This is a genomic window from Nostoc sp. DSM 114160 (genome assembly GCF_053470305.1).
Window position 1 is genome coordinate 1,483,568 of record NZ_JBPFGO010000002.1, and the last position, 25,709, is coordinate 1,509,276.

Here is a 25,709-nt window from a genome sequence, read left to right on the forward strand (position 1 = left end):
AAAAATCCCAAAAGTCTCTTTCCCCCTGCCCTTTAAATGATAAGTCTTCAACCGGACATGATATAAGGAGGGTTTTTGCTCCCCTCTCCTGGTAGGAGAGGGGCTGGGGGAGAGGTCAAAATCGCACTCGTCGAACTCACGTTAAATAACTACATATTACGGAGCAAAAATCAAAATATTCTTCCCTGTAAGAACTTCCGTCTTGACGTTTCCGTGTTACGCGCAGTCTGTAGCAGCTTCCGCCTTCCCTGCAAGAACTTCCGCTTTCACGTTTCCGTGTTACGCGCAGTCTGTAGCAGCTTCCGCCTTCCCTGTAAGAACTTCCGCTTTCACGTTTCCGTGTTACGCGCAGTCTGTAGCAGCTTCCGCTTTCACGTTTCCGTGTTACGCGCAGTCTGTAGCAGCTTCCGCCTTCACGTTATCAGAAACAAGTAAGTAGGCGTAATTAAACGCGATCGCATAGATTACCAACCAGAATTACTGATTTAGCTTTGATTGGGGAGCGATACCTTCTCTAAGAGAGGCTACGATTACTCTTGTACGAAGTAAAAGTGCGTAGTTTACCGCCGTAGGCATCGCAACTAACCTTACAGCTAAAATACATGAAAATTGCTATAAACGAATAGCGATCGCAAAGGTTTAATCATCACACTACCCACAGTTGAGTAAAACGTTCAGCCGTCCATCCAACAATATCTGATACTTGCCCGTCACCAATTTCTACAATTCGTTTAGTACCATCTCTACGCTCTATTACATCCACTGAAAAAAACTGGCTTTTAATGCGCTTGGCACACTCAGAAACAATCTCTGGAACTTCTTCATCTGGTAAAGCGGCAAAAGGTTTACCATATACGACAAAGTAACGCCTTTCGGTTTCAGGCACAAAATCTTCAATCCGCCGAACACAGATACCTCCCTCAATACTGCCTCGAAACCTCTGCATTTCGGCAACCACTGTTTCGATTTCCGAAGCTTTATCAATCATCGATCCAACTGAGGTTTTGAGAGATTTAACATAATCTTTGATAAAAAATCCATTCCAGCCAAGTTGATTCAACTCACTCTCTAAATCATCATCGACGGAATAAAATTTAGTCTCTGGAGTTAAATCAGTAATCAGGGGATACCAGTTTATCAGATAGTGTGTAGCTAAATACTCAGCTTTAGAAGTTAAGACACTTGCTCCTGTACTCTCTACAACAGTAACTAATAACTCATAATCGGAGGGTGAGAGCATCCAACCCCGATAGACCCACTTTTGAATCAGGAGTAGGGACTGGAATAATCTTTGATGAACCAGATCCCAGCGACTCCAAAGATATAACGGAAGTTGCAAACCCGGCATTTTGCATACAAGCAACTTGCTCCAAGTATGCTGAATCGGCTTTCTTCGGATTGAAGTAATCACTGGGAAAAAGAAATCTCACAATATTTGGATTGAATATATAGCTAATTACTAATTATATCGGACGGAACTCTGTAAATCTCTGAGATGGAGTGCTGTAAACAATCCTGCAAAACCACCTCCGAGAATCAGAATCGGCAGAGCATTTTTTGCTTCATGTATTTGCGATCGCATAATTTAAATTACTTTGGAAAATACCCATCTAATCCTTAGCCCTATCAAGGTGATTTTTGTATTCATTACTACCTTTGAACTCGGCAGTTGAGCCTTTTTACTCGGAAGTTCGCACACAAGAGCCGAAACTCTGGTTTTGAGGTAGGGGCAATTCATGAATTGCCCCAAAGCACGTCTAGTTTTGCGGATGAAAAACTATTGTAACGACATAAGACAATCTGTTAACTTTGAGTCACAGGCTCTTTCGCCAAGAACTTCTCTAATTCTGTCAGCGCATCAGCATCAACCTTAGTTTGCATTGGGCAGAACTTAGGCCCACACATCGAACAAAACTCAGCAGTTTTATAGATATCTGCTGGTAAAGTTTCATCGTGATATTCCTTAGCTCTTTCGGGATCGAGTGATAATTCAAACTGACGATTCCAATCGAAGTTGTAACGCGCCTTAGAAAGTTCATCGTCTCTATCTCTTGCACCAGGGCGATGTCTAGCAATATCAGCCGCATGAGCCGCTATTTTATAAGCAATCAACCCATTTCGCACATCTTCGGCATTTGGTAGACCCAAATGTTCTTTAGGTGTTACATAACACAGCATTGCAGTACCGTACCATCCAGCCATCGCGGCTCCAATGGCTGAAGTGATATGGTCATAACCGGGAGCAATATCTGTCACCAATGGCCCCAAAACATAGAAAGGTGCTTCAGAACACTCTTCCATCTGCTTACGGACGTTGAACTCAATTTGATCCATTGGTACGTGCCCAGGCCCTTCCACCATTACCTGAACATCATCTTCCCAGGCTTTGCGAGTTAGCTGTCCCAGAGTTTTCAACTCAGCTAATTGTGCTTCATCTGAGGCATCATGGGCGCAGCCAGGACGCAGAGAATCTCCTAAACTGAAAGAGACATCGTACTTTTTGAAAATCTCAACAATGTCTTTGAAGTGGGTATAAAGCGGATTTTGTTTGTGGTGATGTAGCATCCACCGCGCCAAAATACCGCCGCCGCGAGAGACAATACCAGTGAGCCGGTTTCTCACCAAAGGCAAATGCTCAAGCAAAATCCCCGCGTGGATAGTTTGATAATCTACTCCTTGCTGGGCGTGCTTCTCGATGATATGGAGAAAATCATCAGCAGTCAGATTCTCAATTGTGCCGTGGACGCTTTCTAAAGCTTGATATACTGGCACTGTACCAATGGGAATAGGTGAAGCCTTGATAATTGCGGTACGAATTTCATCCAAATTACCGCCACCTGTGGACAAATCCATCAGAGTATCAGCACCGTACTTCACCGCCAGATTCAGTTTATCAACTTCATCCTGAAGATTAGAAGAGTTGGGGGAAGCGCCGATATTAGCATTTACCTTACATTTAGAGGCGATGCCAATAGCCATCGGCTCTAGATTAGTGTGATTAATATTAGCGGGGATAATCATTCTTCCCCGCGCTACTTCCTCACGAATCAGATCGGCCGGGAGATTTTCCCGTTTGGCGACGTAGTGCATTTCTTCGGTGATAACACCTTGGCGGGCGTAGTGCATTTGAGATACATTAACCTGCCCACGTCGTTTAGCAACCCATTCAGTCCGCATATTGTGATTCCTCAATAAACAGCTTCCCTCCGCTGGTATTACCCAGACTCAGGTGTTAAGGGTGTGATCTCAGCCTCGTTATGTAGGCACCCCTAGCATGGATGTAGTGTAGCACCTTGGTTATGTCTGGGAGCAAAGGTGTTAACAATTTATGAGGTAATATAATTTTGGATTTTCGGGTTTAGGCGCGAATTTCATTTGCACAAGGACGACCCTGTTCAATATCGGTAATATTAGCAAAAGTTGTTTCGGCAATATTGTAGAGAGCTTCTGCTGTAAAAAAGGCTTGATGTCCGGTAATCAGTACATTGGGGAACGTTGTCAAACGCTGGAAAATATCATCTTGAATAATTTCGCCAGACAAATCCTCAAAAAACAATTCCGATTCTTGTTCGTAGACATCCACACCAAGGTAGCCAATTTTACCAGACTTTAATCCCTCAATTACAGCTTGGGTATCAATCAGCGCTCCTCGGCTAGTATTAATTAGCATCACACCTGGCTTAATTTTTTCTATAGCTTCAGTGTTAATCAAGTGATGCGTTTCGAGAGTTAGAGGGCAATGCAGGGAGATAATATCAGACTTGGCAAATAGCTCAGGTAGTTCTACATACTTTCCACCCAACACTTCCAATTCTGGATTGCGATAAACGTCATAGGCGAGTATGTGACAGCCAAACCCTTTCATAATCTGTCCTAAAATCAGACCGATTTTGCCAGTGCCAACAATCCCGACTGTGCGCTCATGCAAATTAAATCCCAACAGTCCATTTAAGGAAAAATTGCCTTCTCGGACACGGTTATAGGCACGATGAATTTTGCGATTTAGGCTTAAAATCAATCCTACCGCGTGTTCTGCCACCCCATAAGGTGAATAGGCGGGAACACGCACAACGGTAATTCCTAAATCTGCTGCGGCTTGTAAGTCTACATTGTTAAACCCCGCACAGCGAAGGACAACCAGACGAGTTCCCCCTGAGGCGAGAAGTTCTAAAGTTAGGGCATCAACTCGATCGTGGACAAATACGCAAACCGCCGGAAATCCGTCAGCCAGGATAGCCGTATCTCGATTTAAACGGGGTTCAAAAAACACTAACTCGTGTTGGATAGGAGAATTTGCAGCTGACAAAAACTGGCGATCGTAGGCTTTTGTACTGAAAACTGCTACTTTCATGCAAAACCTCAGACTTTATGTATGCTGCACGGTGTTCGAGTAGATAATACGTTGACGTTTAGAAAAGCGATGTCTACAACGAGCGTATTTGCGGCATTTTAAACATTTTTTAATCGTTTACTCTGGCAGGATAAGTTAAATCAGCGATGTCTACGATGGGTCACTGAGCGACTGGTGAGCGAAGTCGAACCATGCCGTTCGCGGAGCGTCTCGTAGAGAAGTGCGGGCTACGCCTACGCACTTCGGTTAAATGGAACTGCTCCAAATTACTACAAATATCCAACGCCGCATTTCGCTTATATTTCCATCACATTTATTCTTATAATTTTGCCGAGCGGCTAATAGTCAATTTTGACAGAAACGAAATGACAGCAACATCTGAAAAAATCATCCAGCCACCTGAATGGTAGAATAGACCTCTTGGCATTTGTGCTTTTTGCACTCTTGGGGAAAAGGTTTTGGTAAAAGGGGAAAGGGACTTTTGCAAAACCTTTTCCCCCTTCCCCTTTCCCCTTTTACCGAGTTATGCAATAAGTCTAATATACCGACATCGAAGGTGTAATTTATTTGAGGACATCAGTTAACTTGTGCTGTAGTTGTGTGAGGTTTTTACAATTTTCAAGCTTGGAGTTTATCCCATTCTGTATTAAGATGCACATAACAAGACTGCCCTCTAGTCCGCCCAAGTAACGATAGGACTACAGGGGTGAAATACAACAGGTTTCAAGGAAGGTAAAGTACACAAAGATTCGTCTCAAAGCCTGATATGAAGCGCGTTTTACTCCTGGATTCTGCTGTATATCCAGCTTTACAAAGAAAAAGTATAAGTCAGGAATATGTTTATGAGTAGCTTAATCTTATTATTAATTGGTTTAGGAACATTATTCTTGGTTTTCAATACTAGAGATGAAATTAATCGCATTACTGCTATGATCAGCGGAACAATTCTTTTGATTTGGGGTTTGGCTCTAGCTCCCTTGTCATTTCAATTACTAATTGAGATTGTTTCAGTTTTAGCAGCTTTCTCTGTTTGTATGCGTTGTTTAGGTTGTGGTTTTAACCGCGATTGATTTTTAACTTGATAACTTATAAGTTTAAAGTAAAATTTATCAATTCTGCTTTTATTGTTAAAAGAGGATTCAAAAGTTAAATGCCCCATGCCCAATCATTACCGATATATTATTTTTTACAAACCATACGGCGTTCTCAGCCAGTTTACAAAAGATATCCCCACACATAGCACCCTAAAAGATTATATTGATGTGTCTGATGTGTATCCTGTGGGACGCTTAGATTGGGATAGTGAAGGATTGCTACTGTTAACAAACGATGGACAATTACAACATCGCCTCGCCCATCCGCGTTTTGGTCATAAACGTACTTACTGGGTACAGGTAGAGCGAATTCCAGATGCAGAAGCTATCAAAAGGTTGCAAACAGGTGTGGAAATTCAAGATTACCGCACTCAACCAGCAGAAGTTAGACTCTTATCAGAAGAACCACAGCTACCTGAACGCACCCCACCAATTAGATTTCGTAAAAATGTCCCGACAGCTTGGCTAGAAATGACTTTGACAGAGGGAAAAAACCGCCAAGTACGGCGTATGACTGCGGCTGTCGGGTTTCCGACTTTGCGATTGGTCAGGGTCAGCATAGCTCACCTACAATTAGATGACTTACAATTGGGTCAATGGCGCGACCTCACCGCTTCTGAAATCCATAATTTTAGTAAATCGAAAAGTTTTCCTCGAAAAGCCACCTCATCAGAGGAATTCGCTAATAATTCCAAAGACTCAATACGCTAGAGATTTGCAACATTACTAAATTTCTTTATACTACCAATTACCAGCCAAGCTCCTCCAGAAGATATCAATAACAAGGGTGTTAACCAATCACCCCAACGCACATATAAAGTCTTTGTCTGTCGTCGATAAATTGTTTCAGCATGAGTTTCGTAGGTATTATATCCAGACATCCACAAGGTTCTGCCATGAGGATCTACAAAGGCTGAATATCCGGTATTAGTTGCTCGTGCTGACCAGCGATCGCTTTCAATTGCCCGCATGATATCCTGTGCATGATGCTGGAATGGCATGGATGCAGTGTAATGGGCATCGTTAGAAGAACTGACAATAAATTGTCCACCCGCCGCCGCTTGACGGCGAAATTGTTCGGGAAAAGCAGATTCATAACATATACTAGCGATCGCCCGACCAAAAGGAGTGTCAAATATTTGATTTGCTGAACCGGGAACTTGGTGTGCATCCAAAGGCGACAAGCGCTGAACTATTTTGCCTAAAATGCCTTCTAAGGGAATATATTCTCCCAAAGGTACTAATTTAGCTTTGTCGTAGCGGCTGACAATTTCACCTTTACTGTTGAAAGTAAACAAACTAATTGTATAACTGTCTCCCCGTTCGCCAAAAGCCCCAATCCAAGCAACTACGCCTTTTTCTTTCACGGCTGCAACTAAGGCAGTTGCCAGCAAATTACGCTGGAAAATAGGTAAGGCTCCTTCTGGAGTCAGGACTGCATCTACACCTTGGTCTGCTAAAGTTAGATATCCATTGGTATAGTTTTCTTGGGCGCGACGAAACCCTTCGGAACTTCGTAAAAGTCGGTTTGGGATATTACCCTGAACAATGCCCACTTTCAAGGCTGCTTCTGGTAATTGGGCGATGGGACGGCTATATAAGATAAAACCGATGAGGTGTAAGGTAATTAATAGTCCTGTGGCGCTAACCCAATATTTATTAACGAATTGCAGAGGCGCAAAGGACACGGAGGAAATTCTCTCTGCGCCCTCTACGCTTCTGCGGTTCATCCATCCTTCAGCAATTAACCCATTCACAGCAACTATTGCTGCTGTCACAGTATTAGGCCCAGAAAGTTGACCCAGATGTACAATTACGAGATTATGCGGACTTTGGGTGTAAGCAAGGGAACTCCACCACAGAGGGCCAGCGCTCCAAAGACTCTCTAAGCCGCACCAGACAGCTGTACCAATCATTATACGTAGCCACGGTTTTTGCCCGCTTAGGCGAACCATTACAGCCGCCCAAATAGTAACGAATACCCCTCCCAATACAGTGATAAATCCCCAACAAAAAATCGTGATTGCTAAACTCGGCAACCAAGGAACGCCCAACCATGTCATCGGATGAATTCCGGTAATCCACCATAGGGCGACACCGTGAAAACCAATACCCCAGAAGAAAGCAGGAGGGAATTGGTTTTTGCGTTTGGTCGAAGTGACAACTAACACCCATAAAGGAACTATGGCAATCCAAGCCAATAACCATGCACCTACTGGGGCCACAGTTAGCCCCATTAAAATGCCGCTACCTAAGGCAATCCAGTAAGGGAGTAAGGAAGTTAACCTCTCCCCCTGCCTCCCCTGCAACGCCAGCTCCCCCTGCTTCTTACTCTGCTTCTTCTGCATCGGCAGCATCAGGTGGAACTACTGCCACTCCGGTAATAGCATCGTCTTCATCTAAACGCTGCACTCTAACTCCAGTTGCCGATCGCGATTGGATAGAAATCGCATTCACCGCTTGACGGATGATAATACCGCGATTTGTCACCATCATGATTTCATCATCATCATTGTTGACAATGCGTAGGGTTGCTAGCTTGTCTTTGGTTTTACGGTTTTTGAACTTGGTTGCCATTAAACCCTGACCAGCACGATTTTGCAGCCGGAATTGGGCAACTGGGACGCGCTTACCATATCCACCCATTGTAATTACCAATACCCAAGGGCCAACTATGCCACTGCTAGGCACTTCTGCGGACTCTTCAGTAATTTCGGTAATTTCGATATCTTCTGTTTCGATTGTTTCGATATCTTCAATTTCTGCTTCTGCAACATCCAAACTTTCCAGAATTGCTGCGGGGAGAATATCCATACCCACAAGTTCATCTTTATTTTTGAGTTTCATGGCTTTCACGCCACGAGTTGCCCTACTTAAAGGACGCAGTTGTTCGTGGTTGCATCGGAAGTGAATCGCCATCCCGTGACGAGAACCAATGATTACACTATCCTCGACTCTAGCACGTCTCACCCAGCGCAGTTGGTCGCCTTCTTCTAAGGAAATGGCAATCAAACCATTGGCGCGAATGTGACTAAACGCTGCCAATTCGGTTTTCTTGATATTGCCGCCTTTGGTGAGCATAACCAAATATTCTTCGTTGCTAAATTCGTCAACCGGTACAATCGAGGTGATTTTTTCCTCTTTGGGAATCGGTAGCATTTGCACAATTGGTGTGCCGCGACTGGTACGCGAACTCACGGGAATTTGATACGCTTTTAAGCAGTAAACAACACCACGCTCACTAAAGAATAAAATACTATCGTGATCGCAGCAAGTCAAAAAATGCTCAATGGTATCATCATCTTTCACCTTGGCTGCGGCTTTGCCTCTGGTAGCACGGCTTTGGGCTTCAAAGGTGTTAATTGGCATCCGTTTGATGTAGCCTTGCTCTGTCACCAGAATTATCGCTTTTTCATTGGCAATGAGGTCGCGATCGTCTAATTCGCCTTCCCCTGGTAATATCACCGTGCGGCGGGGTGTAGCAAAGCTAGTTTTCAGTTGTGTGACTTCGGTTTCAATGATTTCTAGCACTCTCTCCCGGCGTGCCAAAATATCTTGTAAATCGGCAATTTTCGCTTGTAATTCTTCGTGTTCCAGACGAATTTTGTCTGCTTCTAAAGCAGTCAAGCGGCGCAATTGCATTTGTAAAATCGCATCTGCTTGTACTTCTGAGAGTCCGTAAGTTGTGATTAATTCGCCTTTGGCTGTGGGTGCATCGGGAGCATGACGAATTAAGACAATAATTGCATCTAAATGAGACAAGGCTATTAATAACCCTTGCAGGAGATGGTCGCGTTCCTCTGCTTTCCGCAGTTCGTAGCGGGTGCGTCTGGCAATGGATTCGATGCGGAAATCCAAGAAGACGGTTAAGAACTGCTTGAGGGTGAGTACTTGGGGTTCGCTATTTACCAACGCCAGCATGTTCGCGCCGAAGTTGGCTTGCAGTGGCGTTTGCTTGTAGAGGTTGTTCAGCACGACGCGGGGATAAGCATCACGCTTGAGTTCGATCACAACTCGCATCCCGTCGCGATCGCTTTCATCTCGGATATCTGCAATGCCCTCTAGCCGCTTTTCATTCACCATTTCGGCGATTTTTTCAATCAGCGCCGCTTTGTTGGTTTGATAAGGCAATTCGGTGATGATAATTGCTTCTCTATCTGGGCGTCCCCGTTGTTCAACGGTTTCAATGTTAGCGACACCACGCATGGTAATGGAACCACGCCCGGTAGTGTAAGCTTCTCGAATGGCAGATGTTCCCAAAATTTGCGCCCCAGTCGGAAAGTCTGGGCCGTGGACATACTGCATTAATTCGATGTCGGTGATTTCGGGATTGTGGATTATTGCCACCAAAGCATCAATTAATTCCCCCAAGTTGTGGGGCGGAATGTTGGTGGCCATGCCCACGGCAATTCCAGAGGAACCGTTGAGCAATAACTGGGGAATCCGTGCTGGTAAAACTGTCGGTTCTTGCTGGGAACCGTCGAAGTTATCGGCGAAATCTACGGTTTCATACTCGATGTCGTGGAGTAGACCAGCACTAGTTAAAGCTTGCAACCGACATTCGGTGTACCGCATAGCGGCTGGCGGATCGTTATCTACCGAACCAAAGTTACCATGTCCGTCAACTAATGGCGATCGCATGGAAAAATCTTGCGCCATCCGCACCAAGGCGTCATATACTGCCGTGTCACCGTGGGGGTGATATTTACCCAATACTTCACCGACGACACGGGCGCATTTCTTAAAGGGGCGATCGTGGAGCAGACCTAGCTCGTGCATTGCGTAGAGAATGCGACGATGCACAGGTTTTAGACCATCCCTGGCATCTGGCAGCGCCCGACCCCACTATCACGCTCATGGCGTATTCCAGATAAGACTGCGACATTTCGTTTCGCAAGTCTGTCGGGATAATCCTCTCCTGTGAGGTTGTCATAACCTAAAAATCTCCAAAAATCGTAGATTTTAGCTCTTTTACTCAACAAAGCGCAAAATTATTCTAAATTGCTCTTGAATAATTGCTATAATTTGATACAATTTTAGCATATATTGCTTTTTTATGCCTGGGCAGCTAACTCAGCCGCTTGTTCAATCCGTAACTTCTCTCTGGGATTTGAGTTGAGAAGCAATTAGAGGAACTTTCGGGGCAAGAAAAAATCCCATCAAGCTGGCAAAAAGGATTGGTGTAAGGGGACTCAAGTTAGTCAGTTTTGACAGTAGCAAAGTCGTACTTATTGGTGTGCGGGTTACAGCTGCGTTGACAGCCGCCATTGTACAAATCATGGCCAGGGCAGGATCGAGTCCTGGAATTAAAACTGCTACTGCTTTACCAATGCAAGCACCAGTGAAAAATAGCGGAATGATGAATCCACCGCGCCACCCACCTGTTACTGTAATGCTAATGGCAGCCATTTTCCCAAAAGCTAGAGTTAAGAGAAAAACAGCACCAAAGTTAGCTCTCAAGACTGAATCTAACTCTTCATGTCCAAAATAACGGGTGAGGGGTAATAAAACTGCTAAAATGCCAAGTCCCACTCCTGCTAGTGTTGTGCGTACATAAATAGGAACAGGAGTTGGTGAAATGCCCAAACGTGAAACGGCTTGCCAAAAGGCATCGCAGCCGCGAAAAATACCGATAAAAATCCATCCCGCCACTGCCCCAATCGTTCCAAAGGCGATCGCGATCGCAAAATCATCAATCCTTTCTAAGTGATACTGAGGAAAATGCCAAGTGGGGGCAATACCCAAATGTGTAATTGCTGCAAACACCAGATAGCTAGCGCAACTCGAAACAATCGCTGGCATTAAAGCTTCGTAATATTCCACAATATGCTCGTGGTGCAAAATCTCCAAAGCGAACATTGCACCGCCAAGGGGTGCGCCAAATAAGGCAGTGAAGCCAGCGGCCATTGCTGCTAAACTCATGGTTCTGAGGTCTTCACCTTGGAGTTTTAAGCGATCGGCAATCCAAGTACCAAAAGAACCTGTTACCTGTACCAGTGGTGCTTCTGGCCCAGCACTACCGCCTGCCGAGATACTGACTAAAGAAGCCAGAATCATTGAAGGATTTTTGCGAACATCTAGGCGTCCGCCACGAAAATGAATATTATCAACAATCACGGCGATTTCACCGGGATTTCCCAAAAAATGAATCACCAGACCGATAAATAAACCGCTAAGTGGCATCACTATCAGCAGGCTAAAACCCTCAAATCGCTGGAGTCTGTGAGTTAAAAACTCTAGAACATTCCAGTACAACGCCGCAAATAGACCACCAGCAGTCCCCACGAATATCCAGCGGATGACCCACTGCGAAATCATTAGGGGATTGCGCTTTACCAGTCCAAAAAGTTGAGCAAATGTCCAGCGTTGAGTTTGATTACTAGCGGGGGGCTTGTTTGGTAACACTGCTTATTTCCTATTTGTGAAACCTAGAGTACTGAATATTTACGCTTTTTATGGTAAAGGCTATTTAGTTTAGTGAATTATTTATTTCTTGTATTTACTATATTTAAATATTATCTATGCAGCAAAACCCGCATTTTTAGTGAATGCCTACCTTTACGATGAGGCATATATAAAGATCGAGCTAAGTAAATATTCTATATTGAGTTAGTTATAATGTTATTTAGATATTTCCTATTTTGAAGCCAAATACCCAAGGGTAAAGGACAAAAATTCCTTTCCCTATAGCCCATCAAGTGTTCCCTATTTTCTAATTAGTAAGACTAGCCCTTTTCAGGTGAGCATATATACTATCAAGGTTTTTACGGCATTTCAGGCTTCGGCTGGAATTGAACAAAGAATTTATGGATTAAACTCTAAATTTTGGAACTCTAAATTAAGCGATCGCAGCCGCCAAAATACCAAAAATAGGTTGAAACATCATTTCTTTGATAGTACAAACGTTCACATTGAAAGGGCTAGTAGTAAGACTTACGCATTGACAAAATAACTAAATTATGAGTTGTGTATTTTCGGCATTCAAGCTCAATTTTTCAACTCTTCTTTAGCAATGTCTATGGCAGATGTTTGCCTATGTGACTGATAAAGGATGATTGAAATTAGCTTGAAACTAGTTTTTTGTGAATCTACACGCTGATGAATTTTAAACGGTCTTGAGAGGTTGTTTGAAAAGTGGTTATCTGTGATTTTAGACACTTGTCGATCCCCCCTAGCCCCCAGGGCTGTTTCATTCCACAAGAGCAAGAAGTTTGTCAATATCATGAGAGAGAAATCTTTGAGTAGTTGTGATGGAAGTATGACCATTTCGGCGGAGGATGTTGAGAGCGTTAGCGAAGCTTTGCCTAAGGCATCGCTCGCACAACAGAGAGATTGGCTGGGGCATTACCTAGATGTATAGTCGAAGGATCTTCATTCAACACGACATCCTTAACCCAATGAAGTTGATTTTCTATACTCTAATGCCCGCGAATGCCCTGAGAAAATTCAGTTGCTGTGCCCATACGGCTACTGATGTAGCAAGCAAGATCGTGGTATTGTTTACCGCCTCTGGTTCCAACTCTTTCAACCCGGATTAAAGATTTAATTCCAATCCATTTTGGGTCGATTCCATCAAATCATGAAAAACTTCAACAGTTCGCTTTGTCAATCTATCTCTTGTCTTTTCAATGGTGGTATGACGACTGGTTGGCTTTGTTTTAGTAGCAACGCTTTGAATATGACGATGAAGTTTTGGCTGATTTCCTTTGACAAATTACGTAATCGTTACCACTGTCTCTGATTAACTGACAAGTTTTTTTTTGGCAGTGTAAAGAATCAAAACTGAAGACTTAGATAGCCCTAAGTGCTTGGATAAGTAATATTGGCAGGTCGATTGAAAGGAGGATATTCATCAAAAATTTCTAACCTTCAAGAGTGAGAAAAGTATGTCGAAAGCCTCAAATTTCGGCGAATTTTTGTGCCTTCAAGCACTAAAATTTGAAAACTTAAAGTTACTGCCAAACATCTATTAAGGAAAAAGAAAGTAATGACACATACTATCATTGGAACCAATGGAAATGACACCCTAGATGGCACTAACGACCCCAACATAATTAACGGTAAAGCTGGGAATGATATCATCTTTACAGGTGATGGTGCCAACGACACTTTAACGGGTGGGGGCGGTAAAGATACATTTGTTTTTTATAGGTCAGGTGGCGGCACTGATATAATCACTGATTTCGGTGGTGTAGGTGAAGGAACAAATCCAACAGCAGCAGTAATTGCGGAAGTCGATACGATCGAATTTTTGGATGAATTGAATGCGCGAAATTTGCTACTCACCCAAAATGGTAACAATCTAGAAATCACTTTTGAAAACGTATATGATACCACAAAAATCATTTTACAAAACTTCAAACTAGAAGACTTGGATAACCTGAAAGCTTCTGGTACAAGACCAGCCATAGGCAATATCTTGTTTAATGGGTTTGAGGAAACTAGTATCACTGATAGTTTTGATGTCCTGGATGCCAATACTGATACAAGCATCGCCACCAAGAATACGGTAACTTTCCTCAATGACCTGAATAACAACATTACAGGTTTAGACAACTCAGATGATGTGGTGAATGGTCAGGGGGGCAATGACAAAATTGATGGGTTAAGTGGTGACGATTTGCTGCGGGGTGGTACAGGCAACAATACTCTCATTGGTAGTCTGGGCAATGATACCCTTGATGCTTCCTATTCTTCTGGAAATAACATTCTCACAGGGGATGCAGGGGATGACTACCTTGATATTAGCTACTCTACTGGCAACAATACGGTTTCAGGTGGAGATGGCAATGATTACTTTTACACCCCTGGAGTTCAGGGTAGCAACATCCTAAATGGAGGGGATGGCAATGACTCCTTCAGTTTGTTTGTTACAGATACTGCTCTTTCTTCCTTAGCAACTCAAACGATAGACGGAGGGACAGGTGACGATTTGTTAACCGTCAATTCCAATGCGACTGAGGCAATCACTTCGACTTTCAATCATGCTACTAATACTGGCTCGATTACAACAGGCACATATCAGATTAACTATAAGAATATTGAACGATTAGATATCTCAGGCACATCCTACAATGATTACATTGTGGGGAGCAATGGCAACGATACCATCAGACCTAGTCCTGGTAACGACACTTTAACGGGTAGCGGTGGCAAGGATACATTTGTTTACGACACTTATAGCTCGGGTGCAAGTAGTGATACAATCACTGATTTTGGTGGGGTAGGTCAAGGAATTAATCCAACAGCAGCAGTAATTGCCGAAGTAGACACCCTAAATTTCGCTGGCGACGGCTTAACTGCTCAAAATTTAGTGCTGACTCAGAATGGCAGCAATCTAGAAATCACCTTTGACGCGGACTCTAGTCCCAAAATCATCCTACAAAACTTTGCTTTAGAAAACCTGGATAACCTAAGCTTATCTACAGGAGCAACTGTCAACTCGGGCAATATCCTGTTTGATGGGCAAACTACCATTACTGACAGCTTTGATGTCTTCAATGCCAACTCCACTCAAGGTACTATCTTCAACAAGAACACAGTCACCTTCCTTAACGATCTGAACAATAATGTTAGCGGCTTTGACAACTCAGATGATGTCATCAATGGTCAGGGGGGTGACGATCTTATTGATGGCAAAAGTGGCAATGATTTACTGCGGGGTGGTGCAGGCAATGATACTCTTATTGGTGGCGTAGGGAATGACATCCTCCTTGAGGATACTGGCAATAACTTTCTTGTTGGTGGTATTGGTGACGATACTTTCAATGTTGACTCTTCAACAGGCAAGAACACCCTCGATGGTGGCGCTGGTGACGATACATTGTATGCTCGGGGTTCACAAGGCAATAACTTATTCTCTGGCGGCGATGGCAATGATTTTCTTGACGCCTCTGAGCTTGCTATTGCTGAGGGACACGGCTTTATTGGCTCTTCAGGTAATAATACCCTCAATGGTGGCGCTGGTGACGATACATTGCGTGCTGAGTCTCCAAAAAGTAATAGCTTACTCTCTGGAGACGATGGCAATGATTATCTTTCCACCTCTGGCGTTGATGGTTATAGACTGGAATATATTTTTAGATCCTCAGGCAATAACACCCTCAACGGTGGCATTGGTGATGATACCTTGCTTGCTGAGATTTCAACAGGTAACAACCTACTGTTTGGTGGCGATGGCAATGATTTACTCTCCATCTCTGGCATTGTCTTCGGAACCAGCAGTGGAGATAATTACGATCCCTCCTCAGGTAATAATACCCTCAACGGTGGCACTGGTGATGATACATTGCGTGCTGAGATTTCAACAGGCAATAACTTACTCTCTGGTGGCGATGGCAATGATTCCTTGTATCTAAGCACCTCATCCCCAGATACTTTCGGCTCTTATTTAGTGACTCAAACGGTAGATGGAGGTCAGGCTGACGATTTGCTCTCCGTGGATTATAGCAATGCTACTGGAGGAATCACAACAACATTTAATGCCACTACTAACATTGGCTCAATGACAGCAGGCAAGTATCAAGTTAGTTATCAGAATATTGAAAGATTAAATATCTTAGATACAGCCTACGATGACAACATTGTGGGGAGCAATGGCAACGATACTCTCTCCATAGATAGTGGTGGCAAAGATACGATAGACGGCGGTAAAGGTGACGATTTGTTGTCTGTCGAGTACAGCAATGCTACCACAGGAATCACAACAACATTTAATCCTACTACTAACATTGGAGCAATTACGGCGGGCAATAATCGCGTTAGCTACAACAATATCGAAAGATTAAATATTTTAGGTACAGACTACAATGACTTCATTGTGGGAAGCAATGGCAACGATACGCTTTCTACAGGATTTGGTGGCAATGACACAATAGATGGGGGTAAGGGTGACGATTTGTTGTACTTCAATTACAATTACTACGATCCTAGTGAAGGAATCACAACGACTTTCAATGCTACTACTAATATTGGCTCAATTACAAAAGGCACGAGGCTAATTAGCTACAAGAATATCGAAGGATTAAATATCTCAGGTACACAATACGATGACTTGATTGTAGGGAGCAATGGAAATGATACACTCGATACGGGCTATGGTGGCAATGACACAATAGATGGGGGGACAGGTAACGATTCCTTGACTATCTATTTCAATAATACTACTACAGGAATCACAACAATATTTAATCCTACTACTAACACTGGTTCAATTACGGAGGACACGAGACTAATTAGCTACAAGAATATCGAAGAATTAAATATCAAAGGTACACAATACAATGACTTGATTGTAGGGAGTAATGGAAACGATACACTTGATGCGGGCAATGATGGCAAAGACACAATAGATGGTGGTAAAGGTGACGATTTGTTGTCCGTCGATTTTGGAAATGCTACTACAGGAATCACAACAACATTTAATGCTACTACTAACAAGGGAGAAATTACAGCGGGTAGGAGAATAGTTAGCTACCAAAATATTGAAGGATTAAATATTTCAGGTTCCTACTCTAATGACTTGATTGTGGGGAATAATGGTAATGATACCCTCAACGGTATTAGTGGCAATGATACCCTCAAAGGTGGTAATGGTAATGATGTCCTCATAGGTAGCAGTGGTAATGATAGCGTTTATGGTGGCGCTGGTACTGATACCTTTGTTTTCAATACTTTCAGTGAAGGCGTCGAGCGCCTATATGACTTTGACACCACTAATGAACTAATTAAGATATCAATTTATGGTTTTCCTAATCACGATTTCTCACTAGGTGTACTTAAGACAAATCAGTTTACAATCGGAGCATCTGCAACCACAAGTAATCAGCGATTTATATATAACTCGACTACAGGTGGATTGTTCTTTGATGAGGATGGTAGTGCAGGTGTCAATACTCAGGTACAGTTTGCACAATTATCTCCTGGCTTGTCACTAACCAACAACAATTTTGTGCTTTTTACTCCTTATTAGCACTTTATCACTTGAAGCAGAAAAAATAGAAAATCGTCGAATTGCGATGTGCTTAAAACAGATAGGGGAGAAGAGGTAGTATTTTCTCCCTTATCTCCCCAAAAAAGATAATTTTTGAATACTCAATTAGTATTCTAATTACCCAAATAAGTCACTTCAGTTTTCTGCGATCGCACCCTCTTTAACGAGAGTAAGGATTATTGAAAGTTTCCCAAGCAGCAATAGCCGCCTTTTGCAAGCGAAAGTTAAAGTCTACTAAGTCTTTCATCAATAAGTGCCAGTTTCTCTCAGCTTCATCTTGAATTACCGCCCAAGAGTTTTCTAAGCGATCGCGTTGCATCAGTTTCCTTCCTTCAATTAATTCCCGTGCTTGGCGCACAACTTTCAAATAGGTTTCACGGGTGAGAGTAGCGGCTGAATCAGCCTCAGCTTGAGCGCGTCTTTTTAGCGCCTCAATTAACGCTTTGGTTTCACGCTTCACCTCATCAGTTTCACCAGCCATTTCGGTTTCCACTAATTTGTCGGTTTCAGAACTTATTTTTACAATTACTATGGATTCAGTAGATTCGATATTGTTAGAATTCATACTTAAAAGATCCTTAATTGCAAAGTTTACTCTCCAATAAAAATTGCACCCTATCTTAATAGTCATTAGCCATTGATTTATTTTACAAATGACTAATGACTAATACTTCTCTACGAGAGGCTGCGCCAACGACTACGCGGTAGTTGAATCTCGACTTACTTCGACTACGCTCAGTACAAGTCGCTCGATTGCCGCGCAGCCGAAACTCAGTACAAGTGACTAATGACAAATTAATAAGCTTTTGTTGGCAGTTGTTGCTCTAATTTCAGCAATGCTGCAACTCGCATTTCTGTAGCTGGATGACTGGAGAATAAGTTACCTAGAAACTGTCCAGAAATGGAATTAATAATTAATAACGGCTCATAAGCTGGATTAGCATTTAAAGGCATTTGCTTTGCTGAGGCTTCTAAGCGTTGCAATGCCCTAGCTAAGGCACGGGGATTACCAGTTAATCTAGCAGAACCTGCATCAGCAGAAAATTCTCGTGTGCGCGAAATTCCTAGCTGAATAATTGTCGCAGCCAGTGGCGCAAGCATGACTGTTAATAAAACTCCTATTGGATTTCCACCTCTGTTGTCATCTCGCGAACCACCGCCAAACCATAGGCTGTAACTAACCATTTGAGCTAAGAATGAGATCGCACCAGCCACAGTAGCAGCAACAGCTTGAGTGAGAGTGTCACGATTAATAATATGGGTTAGCTCGTGGGCGATAACACCTTCGAGTTCATCCTCTGGCAATATATTTAAAATACCTTCAGTGACAGCTACAGCAGCGTGTTCTGGATCGCGCCCTGTAGCGAAGGCGTTAGCACCAGGGCTAGGAACGATATAAACTTTAGGCATGGGAATGTTAGCGCGATCGCTCAATCTCTGCACCATCCGATAAAGTCCTGGTGCTTCCCTTTCACTCACAGGTTGCGCTTGGTATACTGCTAGGGCAATTTTATCTGATTGATACCAAGAAAATAGATTTGTGACTGCTGCCAAGCCAATGCCGATAATCAAGCCACTAGAACCGCCAATTACCCAGTAACTAATTGCAATCAAAAGACCACTTAATGCCGCAAGCAAAGTAGCCGTTTTCAATTGATTTGTCATGTTTTTGCTCTCCTGCTAATGCTGTGTAAATTTTTCAGAAAACAGCATTACTTCAGCTACATTTTGATTTTATCCAGCTAAACTTAGATATATGGTAGAGAAAACCTATCAGATAAGTACGGTTTTCCTACTTAAGTTTTAGTCATAGAATAAATATCTATAGATAGTAAAAACACATCTATCTATAGGAATAAATTGCTTATCTAGGCAGGAATTACGAGTGTAATGCTTAGATTGAGCTATGCCTAACTATTAGTTAAGATCCATTTACTTATAAAGATTCTGAGTCTATTCCTTGTGCTTGATATATCTGTTGGGAAAATAGCTGAAAATCTAATTCGCACGCCTTCAAAGCTTCAGTGGCTTGTGAGTATTTTGGGGCATCAAACAAATCGCGATCGCGGATTTTTGACAACCAAGAACGCAATTTATTTAATTCCGCCTCGTTCTCTTCTAATTCTGCAAAGGTGAGATTACCTATTTTCCGTTCCTCGCTCAATTCGCTATGCAAATCCCGACATTGCCCCAAAAACTCTTGATATTCTCGATCTGCCTGTTGGTGAAAACGATTTACCAACATAGCGTTTTGCTCGGGTTCATCAATCCAAATAGTCAATAAATCTGCTTCACCACCACCTGCTGTAATGTCTGCTTTCAATTCTGCCAAATATTGTTGCAAGTCTTCTCTATGCGGTAGCACGCACACCGACTGCTGTAGATAAAGTGCGCCCCAGCCCTTGAGTTTACGCCAAACATACACCCGTTGCGTTGAAGGCTGTGCGGGTACTTTGTACACCAATAAGTTCCAACACTTTCTGTCCATAGATAGATTGTAACAGGTGTTGCATTAAATTGATTTTATTGTTAGTCTACTTATGAAACAACTGTTGCATTTCAGAAAAAGGATCAGTCTGAATCATCAAGTCGGAAGCTTACTTATTGGTTCTCAAGAATTACAGAGTTGATGTAGTAAAAGCCAGTCAGTTAAACAGGAAATATGCAACTACAAAATAAATTTGTCCAGACAATTCCCGGCACTGTTTGGGTATTGGGATTTGTCAGTTTGCTGACAGATATTAGCTCTGAGATGATTAATTCTGTATTGCCCTTATTTTTGGTATCAGTTTTAGGGGCGAATGTTTTGACTGTGGGCATCATCGAAGGCATTGCAGAAGCAACAGCTTCAGTTTTAAAAATCTTTTCGGGAGCGTTGAGTGATTATCTCGGACATCGTAAAGGATTAGCGGTGTTTGGGTACGGCTTATCCACCTTTGTTAAACCACTATTTGCTGTAGCTACCAGTCCAACTGGGGTGTTAATAGCTCGATTTGGCGATCGCGTTGGTAAAGGTATTCGGGTAGCGCCCCGCGATGCCTTAGTTGCCGATTCTACTAATGCAGATGTACGCGGTGCAGCTTATGGATTGCGTCAATCCCTCGATACTATCGGAGCATTTTTGGGGCCTTTGGCAGCATTTGCTCTGATGACTGCTTCCGAAAACAACTTCCGCTTGATTTTTTGGCTAGCACTCATTCCTGGATTCTTCGCAGTCGCTTTATTAACAGTGGGAGTGCGCGAACCACAAACAAGTGAAACTCAAGGAAATCGAAGCAACCCTCTGCAATGGGAAGCTTTACGCAGTTTGGGTCAAGGATACTGGGTAATTGTAATAGTGGCATTACTATTCAATTTAGGTAACTCTAGCAATGCTTTTTTATTACTGCGAGCTGAACAAACAGGCATTTCTGCCTCACTCATCCCATTGACATTAATGGTGATGAACATCGCCTACTCATTCAGCGCTTACCCATTAGGAATACTTTCCGATCGCATGGGTAAATTTGGGTTACTGGTGGGCGGATTTCTCCTATACGCTTTAGTCTATCTGGGTTTCGCTTTCGTGCAGACATCTTGGCAAGTCTGGGGATTGTTTGCCCTTTACGGTCTGCATTTGGGTATGAGTAAAGGGCTGATGTTAGCACTAGTAGCAAATAGTATACCTGCAAATCTGCGCGGCACTGCTTTTGGATTCTTCAACTTGGCACTGGGATTAGCACTTTTACCTGCTAGTTTGCTAGCTGGTGGGTTGTGGCAAACACTAGGAGCAGAGGCGACATTTATTGCTGGGAGCTTGTTTGCATTGGCAGCTGTATTATTGTTAGTTACTCAAAAAAACAAATATTGAAAAGCAAAAATGGTATCCTTGATTTGAAATCAAATCAATGGCGATGGAGCTCGCCGAAACCGCCTTTTCAGTCCTAAAATTCATCACTGGAAGGCTGATGGCTCCTACTTTCCTTGCTAACTGCGGGAGAGTAGGGCTTGGCTAAATGCATTACCTGACTCCCCTGTAGAAAGTATCTCTCTACAAATCGCACCTCAAGGAGTCATGGTATGAAACACCTTCGTCAGTTTGAACCATTTATTGCCTTACCCCACTTAATTAAGTGGTTGCCTATTTCCTTTGTCGTTGGCATTCTTGCTGGAACGGCCTCGGCGGCTCTTTTAGCATCATTAGAATGGGCAACTGATTGGCGAGAATCACATCGGTGGATTATCGCCTTGCTCCCTCTTGGTGGCTTCTTGAGTGGTTGGATTTATCATCAATTTGGTCGGACTGTAGAAGCAGGAAATAACCTTTTACTCGAAGAAATTCATAACCCCAAAAAGATTATTCCTTTTCGTATGGCTCCTCTTGTTTTACTAGGAACAGACCTGACACATTTTTTTGGTGGTTCAGCCGGTCGTGAAGGTACAGCATTACAAATGGGTGCTTCTTTGGCAGACCAATTAACTAAAATATTGCATTTTCAAGGGGCTAATCGGCGAATTTTGTTAACGGCAGGTATCAGTGGGGGATTCGCTTCAGTTTTCGGTACTCCCTTAGCTGGAACCGTATTTGGTCTAGAAGTTTTAGCGATTGGTAGAATTCATTACGATGCTCTTTTTCCTTCTTTAATTGCTGCGATCGTTGGAAATCAAGTAACCTTACTATTGGGTTTACATCATACAGCATACCGACACGCTCCCTCTATACCAACGCTCACAATTTGGGGATTGATTTCTGCTATTATTGCAGGTGCAATTTTTGGAATTGTCGCGATATTTTTTGCTAAACTAACTCACCAAATTAGTCACTTATTTAAAACTAAGATATCTTATCCTCCAATGCGTCCTTTGATAGGCGGTGCGATGATAGCAGCAATTGTTGGTTTGAGTGGTACAACTAAGTACATTGGGCTTGGTATCCCTACTATCGTTGATTCTTTTTTTACTCAACTACCTTCTTGGGATTTTGCAGCAAAATTGGGTCTGACTGCTTTAACTTTAGGAGCAGGTTTTAAAGGAGGGGAAGTTACACCTTTGTTTTTTATTGGTGCGACTTTAGGTAATGCTTTGTCGTTACTTTTAGCATTACCTGCACCACTGTTAGCAGGAATGGGATTTGTGGGTGTATTTGCGGGTGCAGCAAATACACCGATAGCATCAACCTTAATGGGAATTGAATTATTTGGTCTGGAATCGGGAGTATTTATTGGTATTGGCTGTGTAGTGAGCTATTTATTTTCAGGTCATTCTGGAATTTATTCTGCACAGCGTATTGGGTTGAGTAAATACTTTGCTGTATCTTTAGAAGAAGGTGTGACTTTGGCTAATTATGGACGAGCAAAAGTTGAGCCAAAAATTGATTTACCTGATGATGGGGAAGAAGGAGGAAATAGTTCTCAGGAATAATGTTATGTATTCAGAGCCAGAAAGTCATTCTGCCAAACTTACTTAAAATGCTAAGTTGACAAGCACAACGTGAAGGCGATCGCGCTTCGCTTTACCTGGAAAATCCCACTTTTAATCGGGAAATATGTAAAGTATCAATTCTTACTTAATTTAAAATAAAAAGTTTTTTATATTTCTCGAAAGAGTTACAGTTTTTGCAACGGCACGATCATAATTTCCATTTACCTGACTATCAATGATTGCAGTAGTATTCAAGAAAGCCTCTTTACATTTATTGTCCTCCGACAAAGTTATTTCCATTATTTCGCAATATTTAATAAACTTATTCGATATTATGCTAGGCATATCCTTACCTGATACCTGTATTCTAAGAATATTAAGCATATGGTATTTAAACGGACTATATTTTGCGTCTATGTGTTTCTTTCTAAAGAGTGCATCTAAACGAAATTTTGCATATGCGCTGACGTAATACCCTATTGGATGATGATCAGATAAAAATATATTTTGTCTAGTTTCATCTTGCAAATTTGCATGGTATCTACCTGCATTATGAGCTTGTTCAAGAAACATAGATGCAAAACATCTCATTTGAGAGGGTATATCCACTATTCTGATTTTTTCAATACCTTCAATCCCATTAAATTGTCTTGGTCTTCTTTCATAAATTACAGCACTTTCGAGGTAAATGAGGTACACATAATATTGGTGTATCAAGACTTAAAATGAAAGCATACTCAATCGATTTACGAGAAAAAATAGTAAATACTTACGAAAAGGGTGGTACTTCAATAAGAAAGGTTGCTGTGCAATTTGGTGTAGCAAAAAGCTATGTGCAAAAGCTAATCCAACTTCATAGAGTGCAAGGACATCTAGAACCTAAAAAGCAAGGTGGAGCCATGAAGGGTAGGTTAGATGATTTCGTGAGCGAATTAGCCGAAATGGTTCAAATTTACCCAGACGCAACTTTATTGGAATATTGCGAATATTTTGGAGAAAAATACAACGTTTGGGTGTGTGCAAGTGTGATGTGTTGTGCATTACAAAAACAAAAATTAACGCGAAAAAAAAGTGAAAGTGCAGCCAAGGAAAAACAGAAAGAGTCCAAAAACTGAGAATAGAGTATTGGGAGAAAGTAAAGCAAGTAGACCCAGAAGACCTTGTATTTATAGATGAAATGGGTGTTTTACTTGGCTTAACTAGAACTCATCAAAGAAGCGAGCGCGGTACTAGAACGTATAATTTTAAACCATATTACCGGGGAGCAAAAATAAGTGTAATCGGAGGAATTAGCTTAAAGAAGGTTTTAGCCGTGATGACTTTAAACGGCTCAATGGATGGAGATGCATATAAAGTTTTTGTAGAACATTTTTTACTTCCGCAATTATGGGTTGGTGCAGTCGTTGTAATGGATAATCTACCTGCTCATAAAGTCGAAGAGATTAAGCTTTTGATTGAAGGAGTGGGAGCAAGTGTTCTTTATCTATCTCCTTATTCTCCTGAATTCAATCCAATTGAACATTGGTGGTCACAATTAAAAGCTTTTCTGAAACAATTTTCTCCCAAGAGTGCATCTGTCGTTGATGGTTTAATTAAAATTGCGCTGAAACTAGTTGATCCAAAGCATCTAAAAAATTGGTTTACTAATTGCTGCTACTGTACCTCATGAACCTCAAATTTGCTGTAGTTGTTTATCTTCTGGTAAAGATTTGTAATACTCTTCAAGTTTTTTCTGAAAATCAGTTAATGATTCAAGCTCTTCAAGTTTTACTGGTGTCTGTCTGTTATTAGCTTTAATAATGTTGTTTTTTAATCTACTGTCACGAGCTAGAGCAATTACTTTGATTGGTATACAAAGAGAATCATCAATCGATTCTCGGTTATGATACAGAACATAGCTAGTTTGGCATCCATTAACAATCTGATAATCTGTAATAGTAATCCGATCTCCAACAACATTGATATCTTCCGCAACAATAGTTATACCGTTGTTGTAAAGTACAAACGATTTGTGATCATCAGATTTTATCGTTGCCTCTATTTCTTGATTGACATCATTGTTTCCCTAAAAATCTCGTACATTATCGTAGAATAGCCCTCTGATAATATTATCAGATTCATCAGTAATCAACTTCAAATACTCGCGTGCTGGTAAAATTCCAATATACGCCTCTCTTACATCTTCTATCTCAGGCAATGCAGTACGCTTTTCAAACTTAATTTGTCTTGATATTTTATTATTTGCTAAACGATATAAATTTTGAAGATTGTCAGCATCAATAGGATAGAAATAAACTTTTTCAAACATTTGCATATTTTCAATATTTTTCTTTAAAGTCTCAATTGTTCCCTTAAGATGCTGATCATCAAACCATTTACCAGTTGTAACATAGTACAATTTACATATGGGGTTCCTATTTTTAAAAAGATTGCTTTGGTTATATATCAGTCCTATTATTTCTGATTTATCCCGTACCTTATCATTTTCAGGTAGTTCTGGATTTTCACTAAAAAAGTCTTGAGAGCCTAATAAAAATTTAGCAATATCACCAGCATCAAAAGTGCTACTGGTCTTTGATTGAACTAAAATAAATTCAACATCTAAATATCTATTTCTTTTTTCTAAATCTTCAAGCTCTTCTTTCGAGCTAATTAAACTACCATTAACAAGAATTGCAATACCATCTAAGGCTTTATCAGTACCACCTCCAACATGGATATCTTCAAGTGAAAAGGTATCATTATATTCTTTAGATACTATACAATAATTAACAAAATGTTCAAAAAGCTCAAATTGTGCTAAGTCTTCAGGAAGAGACTGTTCTTGTCTAAAAGCCTTTAAAAATCCACTTGTGATCCTGTCCATAATTGC

General features: G+C 41.8%; 19 protein-coding genes, 2 pseudogenes and 2 riboswitches. Of the genes and pseudogenes, 7 read left to right on the top strand and 14 right to left on the bottom strand.

Annotation, left to right across the window (positions count from 1 at the left end; translation table 11 throughout):
• Positions 1-646: 646 nt before the first annotated feature.
• From NSTCB13_RS23555 to NSTCB13_RS23570, 4 genes are all read right to left on the bottom strand, one after another.
• On the bottom strand, positions 647-1,411 hold the full coding sequence (locus tag NSTCB13_RS23555; protein ID WP_448273999.1) for an ATP-grasp domain-containing protein: 765 nt from the start codon (positions 1,409-1,411) through the stop codon (positions 647-649).
• A 48-nt stretch (positions 1,412-1,459) separates the two neighbouring features.
• Positions 1,460-1,582: a hypothetical protein gene (locus NSTCB13_RS23560; protein WP_448274000.1), complete on the bottom strand. Its 123-nt coding sequence runs from the start codon at positions 1,580-1,582 to the stop codon at positions 1,460-1,462.
• A gap of 221 nt (positions 1,583-1,803) precedes the next feature.
• Entirely contained in the window at positions 1,804-3,177 is a 1,374-nt protein-coding gene (gene thiC, locus NSTCB13_RS23565) for a phosphomethylpyrimidine synthase (RefSeq protein WP_448274001.1), read from the bottom strand.
• Between the two features lie 7 nt (positions 3,178-3,184).
• Positions 3,185-3,281: riboswitch (TPP riboswitch) on the bottom strand.
• A gap of 77 nt (positions 3,282-3,358) precedes the next feature.
• Entirely contained in the window at positions 3,359-4,351 is a 993-nt protein-coding gene (locus NSTCB13_RS23570) for a 2-hydroxyacid dehydrogenase (protein ID WP_445630532.1), read from the bottom strand.
• A gap of 842 nt (positions 4,352-5,193) precedes the next feature.
• Here NSTCB13_RS23570 and NSTCB13_RS23575 point away from each other — a divergent pair.
• Positions 5,194-5,421, top strand: coding sequence for a hypothetical protein (locus tag NSTCB13_RS23575; protein WP_322698644.1), 228 nt, complete (start codon positions 5,194-5,196; stop codon positions 5,419-5,421).
• A gap of 87 nt (positions 5,422-5,508) precedes the next feature.
• Positions 5,509-6,156, top strand: coding sequence for an rRNA large subunit pseudouridine synthase E (locus NSTCB13_RS23580; protein WP_448268006.1), 648 nt, complete (start codon positions 5,509-5,511; stop codon positions 6,154-6,156).
• Here NSTCB13_RS23580 and lnt read toward each other — a convergent pair.
• The 4 genes and pseudogenes from lnt to NSTCB13_RS23600 all read right to left on the bottom strand — a co-directional run bounded on the left by lnt (position 6,153) and on the right by NSTCB13_RS23600 (position 12,790).
• Positions 6,153-7,793: an apolipoprotein N-acyltransferase gene (lnt, locus tag NSTCB13_RS23585; RefSeq protein ID WP_448274002.1), complete on the bottom strand. Its 1,641-nt coding sequence runs from the start codon at positions 7,791-7,793 to the stop codon at positions 6,153-6,155. The genes NSTCB13_RS23580 and lnt overlap by 4 nt on opposite strands.
• Positions 7,774-10,378: pseudogene (gene gyrA, locus NSTCB13_RS23590) on the bottom strand (DNA topoisomerase (ATP-hydrolyzing) subunit A). The gene lnt and the pseudogene gyrA overlap by 20 nt, the downstream one beginning before the upstream one ends.
• A gap of 152 nt (positions 10,379-10,530) precedes the next feature.
• On the bottom strand, positions 10,531-11,850 hold the full coding sequence (locus NSTCB13_RS23595; RefSeq protein ID WP_448274003.1) for a chloride channel protein: 1,320 nt from the start codon (positions 11,848-11,850) through the stop codon (positions 10,531-10,533).
• Positions 11,851-12,634: 784 nt separating this feature from the next.
• On the bottom strand, positions 12,635-12,790 hold the full coding sequence (locus NSTCB13_RS23600; protein WP_448274004.1) for a hypothetical protein: 156 nt from the start codon (positions 12,788-12,790) through the stop codon (positions 12,635-12,637).
• Between the two features lie 642 nt (positions 12,791-13,432).
• On the opposite strand from NSTCB13_RS23600, the gene NSTCB13_RS23605 reads away from it, so the two are divergent.
• A complete protein-coding gene (locus NSTCB13_RS23605) occupies positions 13,433-17,416 on the top strand; it encodes a beta strand repeat-containing protein (RefSeq protein WP_448274005.1) in 3,984 nt (1,327 codons plus the stop codon).
• A 181-nt stretch (positions 17,417-17,597) separates the two neighbouring features.
• On the opposite strand, the gene NSTCB13_RS23610 is transcribed toward NSTCB13_RS23605, so the two are convergent.
• From NSTCB13_RS23610 to NSTCB13_RS23620, 3 genes are all read right to left on the bottom strand, one after another.
• Complete coding sequence (locus NSTCB13_RS23610; protein WP_448274006.1) at positions 17,598-18,002, bottom strand: hypothetical protein; 405 nt, start codon at positions 18,000-18,002, stop codon at positions 17,598-17,600.
• Between the two features lie 230 nt (positions 18,003-18,232).
• A complete protein-coding gene (locus tag NSTCB13_RS23615) occupies positions 18,233-19,102 on the bottom strand; it encodes a zinc metalloprotease HtpX (protein ID WP_448268012.1) in 870 nt (289 codons plus the stop codon).
• Positions 19,103-19,373: 271 nt separating this feature from the next.
• Positions 19,374-19,898, bottom strand: coding sequence for a Chromate resistance protein ChrB (locus NSTCB13_RS23620; RefSeq protein ID WP_445630523.1), 525 nt, complete (start codon positions 19,896-19,898; stop codon positions 19,374-19,376).
• Positions 19,899-20,099: 201 nt separating this feature from the next.
• Between NSTCB13_RS23620 and NSTCB13_RS23625 the strand changes: the two genes are divergently transcribed.
• Both NSTCB13_RS23625 and NSTCB13_RS23630 read left to right on the top strand, forming a co-directional pair.
• Positions 20,100-21,287 (top strand): MFS transporter, encoded by a 1,188-nt coding sequence (locus tag NSTCB13_RS23625; RefSeq protein WP_448274007.1) that lies wholly within the window; start codon positions 20,100-20,102, stop codon positions 21,285-21,287.
• 30 nt (positions 21,288-21,317) lie between these two features.
• Positions 21,318-21,401, top strand: a riboswitch (Fluoride riboswitch).
• A 95-nt stretch (positions 21,402-21,496) separates the two neighbouring features.
• On the top strand, positions 21,497-22,837 hold the full coding sequence (locus tag NSTCB13_RS23630; protein WP_448274008.1) for a voltage-gated chloride channel family protein: 1,341 nt from the start codon (positions 21,497-21,499) through the stop codon (positions 22,835-22,837).
• A 150-nt stretch (positions 22,838-22,987) separates the two neighbouring features.
• On the opposite strand, the gene NSTCB13_RS23635 is transcribed toward NSTCB13_RS23630, so the two are convergent.
• Entirely contained in the window at positions 22,988-23,536 is a 549-nt protein-coding gene (locus NSTCB13_RS23635) for a hypothetical protein (RefSeq protein WP_448274009.1), read from the bottom strand.
• A gap of 26 nt (positions 23,537-23,562) precedes the next feature.
• Between NSTCB13_RS23635 and NSTCB13_RS23640 the strand changes: the two genes are divergently transcribed.
• Entirely contained in the window at positions 23,563-23,952 is a 390-nt protein-coding gene (locus tag NSTCB13_RS23640) for a helix-turn-helix domain-containing protein (RefSeq protein ID WP_445628212.1), read from the top strand.
• Between the two features lie 2 nt (positions 23,953-23,954).
• A complete protein-coding gene (locus tag NSTCB13_RS23645; RefSeq protein WP_445632092.1) occupies positions 23,955-24,506 on the top strand; it encodes a transposase in 552 nt (183 codons plus the stop codon).
• Positions 24,507-24,509: 3 nt separating this feature from the next.
• Here NSTCB13_RS23645 and NSTCB13_RS23650 read toward each other — a convergent pair.
• Positions 24,510-24,884, bottom strand: a pseudogene (locus NSTCB13_RS23650) (AIPR family protein); the annotation flags it as partial.
• A gap of 18 nt (positions 24,885-24,902) precedes the next feature.
• On the bottom strand, positions 24,903-25,703 hold the full coding sequence (locus NSTCB13_RS23655) for a hypothetical protein (protein WP_448274010.1): 801 nt from the start codon (positions 25,701-25,703) through the stop codon (positions 24,903-24,905).
• Between the last annotated feature and the right edge of the window lie 6 nt (positions 25,704-25,709).